The organism is Vibrio sp. SALL6, from assembly GCF_002002385.1.
Classification (GTDB): domain Bacteria; phylum Pseudomonadota; class Gammaproteobacteria; order Enterobacterales; family Vibrionaceae; genus Vibrio; species Vibrio parahaemolyticus.
Map to the genome: position 1 here is coordinate 1 of NZ_MQVK01000016.1, position 5,489 is coordinate 5,489.

General features: G+C 38.4%; 4 protein-coding genes and 3 pseudogenes. 4 read left to right on the top strand and 3 right to left on the bottom strand.

All coding sequences use genetic code 11. The features are described 5' to 3' along the window. Window positions 1–432: 432 nt before the first annotated feature. A complete protein-coding gene (gene abiEi, locus BIW15_RS09645; RefSeq protein WP_041157128.1) occupies window positions 433–972 on the top strand; it encodes a type IV toxin-antitoxin system AbiEi family antitoxin in 540 nt (179 codons plus the stop codon). A gap of 287 nt (window positions 973–1,259) precedes the next feature. On the opposite strand, the pseudogene BIW15_RS09650 reads toward abiEi, so the two are convergent. Further along, window positions 1,260–1,769, bottom strand: a pseudogene (locus BIW15_RS09650) (IS110 family transposase); the annotation flags it as partial. A 32-nt stretch (window positions 1,770–1,801) separates the two neighbouring features. Between BIW15_RS09650 and BIW15_RS09655 the strand changes: the two are divergent. Further along, on the top strand, window positions 1,802–2,257 hold the full coding sequence (locus BIW15_RS09655) for a cupin domain-containing protein (protein ID WP_077280917.1): 456 nt from the start codon (window positions 1,802–1,804) through the stop codon (window positions 2,255–2,257). Window positions 2,258–2,628: 371 nt separating this feature from the next. Here BIW15_RS09655 and BIW15_RS09660 read toward each other — a convergent pair. After that, window positions 2,629–3,773, bottom strand: a pseudogene (locus BIW15_RS09660) (IS3 family transposase). 61 nt (window positions 3,774–3,834) lie between these two features. Continuing rightward, a pseudogene (locus BIW15_RS09665) lies at window positions 3,835–3,955 on the bottom strand (transposase); the annotation flags it as partial. A gap of 346 nt (window positions 3,956–4,301) precedes the next feature. Between BIW15_RS09665 and BIW15_RS09670 the strand changes: the two are divergent. Continuing rightward, a complete protein-coding gene (locus BIW15_RS09670) occupies window positions 4,302–4,937 on the top strand; it encodes an EAL domain-containing protein (protein ID WP_069516259.1) in 636 nt (211 codons plus the stop codon). Beyond that, window positions 4,934–5,489 (top strand): AraC family ligand binding domain-containing protein (locus BIW15_RS09675; protein ID WP_143694960.1); only part of this gene is annotated, 556 nt, incomplete at its 3' end. The genes BIW15_RS09670 and BIW15_RS09675, both read left to right, overlap by 4 nt.

Consider the following 5,489-nt stretch of genomic DNA (forward strand, 5'->3'; position numbering starts at 1 on the left):
CATATTCATCATCATAGATTCCGAGTTAGGATCCTAACCGAGAATAGAGAACAGATTCTGACTATTGGTGACGCTATTCCCCCTCCTCAAAGAACCATATTCATCATCATAGATTCCGAGTTAGGATCCTAACTGAGAATGAAGAACAAATTCTTACTACTATTGGTGATGCTATCCCCCTCCTCAAAGAACCATATTCATCATCATAAATTCCAAGTTAGGATCCTAACCGAGAATGAACATCGCACCTGACGATTAGTGCTGCCATTTCCCCACCTCAAAGTAACCATATTCATCCCCATAAATTCCGAGTTAGGATCCTAACTCGGAAAAACAAGTCAGGAATCACTAGGGTATCAGCGACTACCGATGCTTTATCCTCAATCACAAGTGGACAAAAATATATGTCATACTTACTTTTTGTGACTACTCATGATTATTGAAGTGAAGATTGAGACTGCATTAGAGCGCCTGCATAAGTTTGACAAGCAAGGCATACATGTTTATCGAAAGAGTGATCTCAGAAGGTTATTTTTTGATGATTCACTTACAGCATTCCAACAAAGCCTGCCACGTTTAGTAAAAGCAGGAGTAATAGAGCGAGCGTGTAACGGTGTTTATGTATTCTCATACAGTCGTCATAGAAGTGGTTATACTATTGAATATATTGCTAAATGCTTGCGACGGGGAGAGTACAATTACATCTCTCTAGAATCGGCACTCTCAGAATACAGTGTCATTTCTCAAGTGATGACCGATCGAATTACTATCATGACAACGGGGCGTAAAGGGGAATTTAGAACCTCCTACGGCGTTATCGAGTTCACACATACCAAACGTGATGATATTGATATTATCATCAATACCATATCTTCAGATCGGCCCCTTCGGATTGCGAAAAAAGAAGCTGCGATTCGAGATTTGAAGAGGGTTGGCAGAAACACGCACTTAATTGTGACGGATCACGATTAGTTAGATGCTGGCACTCCCAAAAACCGTACAACTCACTTCTGGACAGAATGTATGGTACGCCCCGTTTTGCAAGTGAAAAATTCAAATAACGGAGTTGGTTTGCGCTAATGTATTCAGAGTCTAATTGGGGACACCTACATGCTACATAGCCCCAGCTCTACGATGAGATCCGCGCCAGATTGTCCTCAAAAATGAGAAAGCGTTCTATGTCGCTGTTCTGTCCACAAGGTCTTCAATCTGGTGGTCTAACCGTTTTGTCATCTTTCATTTTCATATGCAAACTTGATTTATACTCTTATTTCAAATGGTTTCTTCGTAGCCATAACAGACCAAGCTATCCTCGCTAACTTATTGGCTAAAGCTACTAAAGCAACATTAAAAGGCTTTCGAAGTTTTAAGTCTGTAAGCCACGAGCCAAAGTATCTCTGAGCAGTTTCATCTCGCCATAAAACAGCCCTAGCTGCATGGATAAAAAGCTCACGAAGTTCTTTGTTACCTCGCTTGGATATCCCTAGCATTCTTGGCTTTCCACCTGTTGAATATTGAAATGGTACTAACCCTAGCCAAGCTGCAAAGTTACGGCCATTGGAAAAGTCTTTAGGGTCGGAGACGGAAGACAGGCAGCAAGAAGCTGTCATAGGTCCAATGCCTGGTACGGTTTGTAATATAGTAAATAACTCATTGTCACGATTAAGAGTTTCCAGCTTCTTATCTTGCTCTTTAATTTTGTCATTAAGATCATTGTAATGACTAAGCTGATCTCGTAACTCAAAGACTAGTAAAGAAGGAACTGGCTGCCCTGTCAAAAAGAGCAGGGATAAGTAAAGGCATGTTAGTAGAAGTAGAGAAAGGGGCAGCTAACCCTAGCATTTCGACGTTGTGTAAACTGTCTGCTGCCCTTGGGATTTCGGTTGCCGATATTGTGAATGTTGCGAGTAATCCAACAGTCAACATCATTGATAAAGAGGACATTCCAACGCTTTGGACTGGCGAGCACGGTGGTAGCGCAAAACTTCTGGCGGGAACAAGCGGCCCAGATATGATTGAGTTGTGGCGCTGGAATATGAAACCATCAGAAGTTTTTGAATCAGCAGGTCATCCACAAGGCACGTTTGAACTTTTTCATGTTGAGTCTGGAATACTCACTTTGAATATTGATGGGAAAGCCATAGAACTGCATGAAGGTCAGTCCGCTATAGCTAAAACGGATGTCCCTCACAGCTACTCAAACCAAGCAGATTCGGATTTAGTTTTCACTATGAGCGTTGCTGAGTTAAATCGATAAGCCCACTCATTTAGAGGCGAGTTCAAATAAGATTTATTAAGGCAAAGCCATACTCACAATAGATGGATTAGTACTAGCCCCAAGTAACAATGGGGCAAAAGTGTTTCAGAGCTTAAATTCATTAGTCCATTGGTTCTGACAAACCCACTCATGAAGATAATGGGTAACACATTTTTCACCAGAGAGTTGGGCACTAAGAGAGCTTTTTTATCTATTAATTAAATGAGCAAACTTTAGTTTTTGATGATTTGAGCGAGAACAGTGTTCTCGCAGTAGCGTTTGAACGCTACCGACCTTTGCCTATATACCCAAACACGAGTCGGATAATACCTGACTCAGCCTTGCGTCATTCGGAGAACATAGTTCTCCGTTCAACTAAATGAAGATGCGAGAAGAAGCTCCAGCCAGACTGGACACTGCATTAAGCGACCTTTTGGCTTTTCAAAGTCAACTGGGCTTAGACGCCCAAGATCACTGTGCCTTCTCGTTCGATTATATTAAACCTCAATGTATTCGAAGACCAATTGACGCATCTATTCTCTCGACATTATCAGCTCATGTAGTACAGCTTCTACCTTCATGGCATGAAAGAAACTCTCTATATAACGTTGTCCCAATAACGTTGTCCCAACAATTTCCCTTTTCTATCAATACTTTGTTTTAGATTATAGGCACTTATCAGCTCTCGATAACCTTTCGAGCAATATTGGCTACCATGGCCACTATGAACGATGACTCGCTCAGGAAAGCCACGATGGAATAGGGTAATTGAAAGAGTATCGCTGACTAATGTTGCAGTCATCCTCTTAGCCAACGACTTGCTGTGAATAAAGATCAATGATTACCACTAAGTATAACCAACCTTCACTTATCGCCAAATACGTAATATCTCCGCCCATTTCTGATTGGGCGGAAGTTGCAGAGAAGTCTTGTTCCAACAAGTTCGGAGCGATTGGCAACTTATGAATGCTATCCGTCGTACATTTAAACTTACGAGCAGCTTTCGCTACTAGATTTTGACGTTTCATGCTACTGGCAATGGTCTTCACATTATGCCTGCTACCGTTATCAGTTAACTCTATCTGGATACGTCTAGCACCGTCCCTGCCTTTGCGGTTATCAAACGCCTCTTTGACTTTGTCGTCTAATACCTGACGGGCTTGTTCTCGCAGGCAGTCTCTATGACGATGCTTAATCCAGTAGTAAAACCTGCTTCGCGATATGCCAAACACCTCTGCCATGTGAGATACACGGAAATACTGCAGGTGTTCAAACATAAATTCGAAGCACAAGCTACTTTAGATTCTCCGTAAAGTAGGTGGCGGCCTTTTTTACTACTCCTAGCTCTTTTTCTCACTCAGCAGTACTGGAGTTTTTATTTGCGGCTTTACGCCAGCCATAGATTTGAGAGTCATGGAGAGATAGTTATCTAGCGGCAACAGCAGCGCCGACTTTCTCCGCAATCTCAAGTATTAAATTCGGAAGAATGGATAATAAGTTTTTTCTTGTTTGTCATGATTCACCTCGTTAGTGATTTTACTCACTTAACTCAGGGTCCAAGATAACTGGTGCGGCTCAGTAATGGCGAGGTCGCTGGAATTGACGAGGCCTGCCACGCTTGTTCTGTTTGCTTTGCTTCTATTCGCTTATAACTCCTTCGTCAATCCAGAAAGTGAGTGAACCACGATTAATTAGCACTTTGCTGTACTGTTTTCAGTTAGTTGTTGTGTAACGAGGCTTCTCCATAAGACTAGGGGGATCAACTGTGTTGTCGTACAGCTCATCACCTCTGCCTTAGTTTCATCGAGTTACGTAACAAAGCCTTAAACATAGACCACACTAAAGCACTCTTGATTTTAAATGTTCAATAAGCTATCTGTTAATGTACGGTCAATTTAATGTCAATATAATGACAGTACGTTTGAGGGTGATAAATAACAATAGATATCATGGCTAATAATAGAAAACTGGTTGCTTAGGTTTTAAGAGGTGATTAATCTTGCGCTTAAAAACAATATTCATATTAAAAAAGGTGTAGTGAGATATGGATTTAAAAAGTAGCATTTCAAATAGTATTTTTTTGCATCCTATTTACTCAAGTGAAACTGGAGATGTGGCTTTCTCTGAGGTTTTATACACTATACCTGATGGATATTATGAGGAGCAGTTTTTAGATATGACTGTATCCGATGAAATAATAATGGAGTCAGCATTAAATATTGTTAAAAAACTTCAAAACAATAAAAAAAACAAATTTAGCATTAATATTACCGCAAATATATTGTTGAGTGATAAATTCATAACGAGAATTTCTTTATTTAATAACAAAAATTTAGTGATAGAAGTTAATGAAATAGAAAATAATATGCTACCTGACTTGTATCTATCAATAAAAAAACTCAAGGAGTATGGAATTGAATTTTGCTTAGACTCTTTTTGTCACAAAGATGAAACTTTTAATCAATGTTTAGGTTATATAGATTGGGATTATATTAAAATAGACAAAAAGTACTCATTTAAGGATTTAGAAAAGCATGTAGCACAAATTTTAATTCCATTTTGTAACGTTGGCGTAATTATTGATGGTGTTGACTCAAGCATAAAACAACATTTAAAAAGTTCTAACAAAATATACTATCAGGGATATTATAAAAATCCACCGAAAAGGTTTGCATCATGAAATCAGTTAAAGTTAAACCTTGTAAATTAGGCGCTTACTTCAATAAGAATGAACATATTATCCAGATTGAAGAAGGGAGTGGCGCTGTATCGTATAACGGATTTTCATGTATATTTCAACCAGGTGATTACCTTTATCTTCCGAAAGGAGAAGTTATTCATTATTCTGTAGAAGAAGAAATAGTAGAGCTTAAAGTCATATCATTCAGTCATTTAAAGCAAATCATGTCCAAGCGTGATTATTATATTTATTTAAAAACAAAGAACGATTTAGAGCTATCATCAATATATTATAAAAATTATCTGTTAGACCTAATTAAAAAAGATCTTTTCTTGCCCAAGATAAAATCAGATGAACCAACATTAGAAAAAATAAGAGAGTGTATAGAAAAACATCCAAGAATAAACTGGAATATTGATAAGCTTTGTCAAAGGTCAAATTTAAGTATTAAAGATGTTAAATTAGTTTTGTCTAAGCTAAATGTGACAATGTCTGAATTAGTGATTAAAGTTAAAATTGAAAACTCAGTGGAATTATTATTATCTACAGAAA

Bases quoted from the DNA above. Each gene is read 5' to 3' on its own strand.
- abiEi (WP_041157128.1), top strand. From the start codon at position 433: ATGATTATTGAAGTGAAGATTGAGACTGCATTAGAGCGCCTGCATAAG.
- BIW15_RS09670 (WP_069516259.1), top strand. From the start codon at position 4,302: ATGGATTTAAAAAGTAGCATTTCAAATAGTATTTTTTTGCATCCTATT.
- BIW15_RS09655 (WP_077280917.1), top strand. From the start codon at position 1,802: ATGTTAGTAGAAGTAGAGAAAGGGGCAGCTAACCCTAGCATTTCGACG.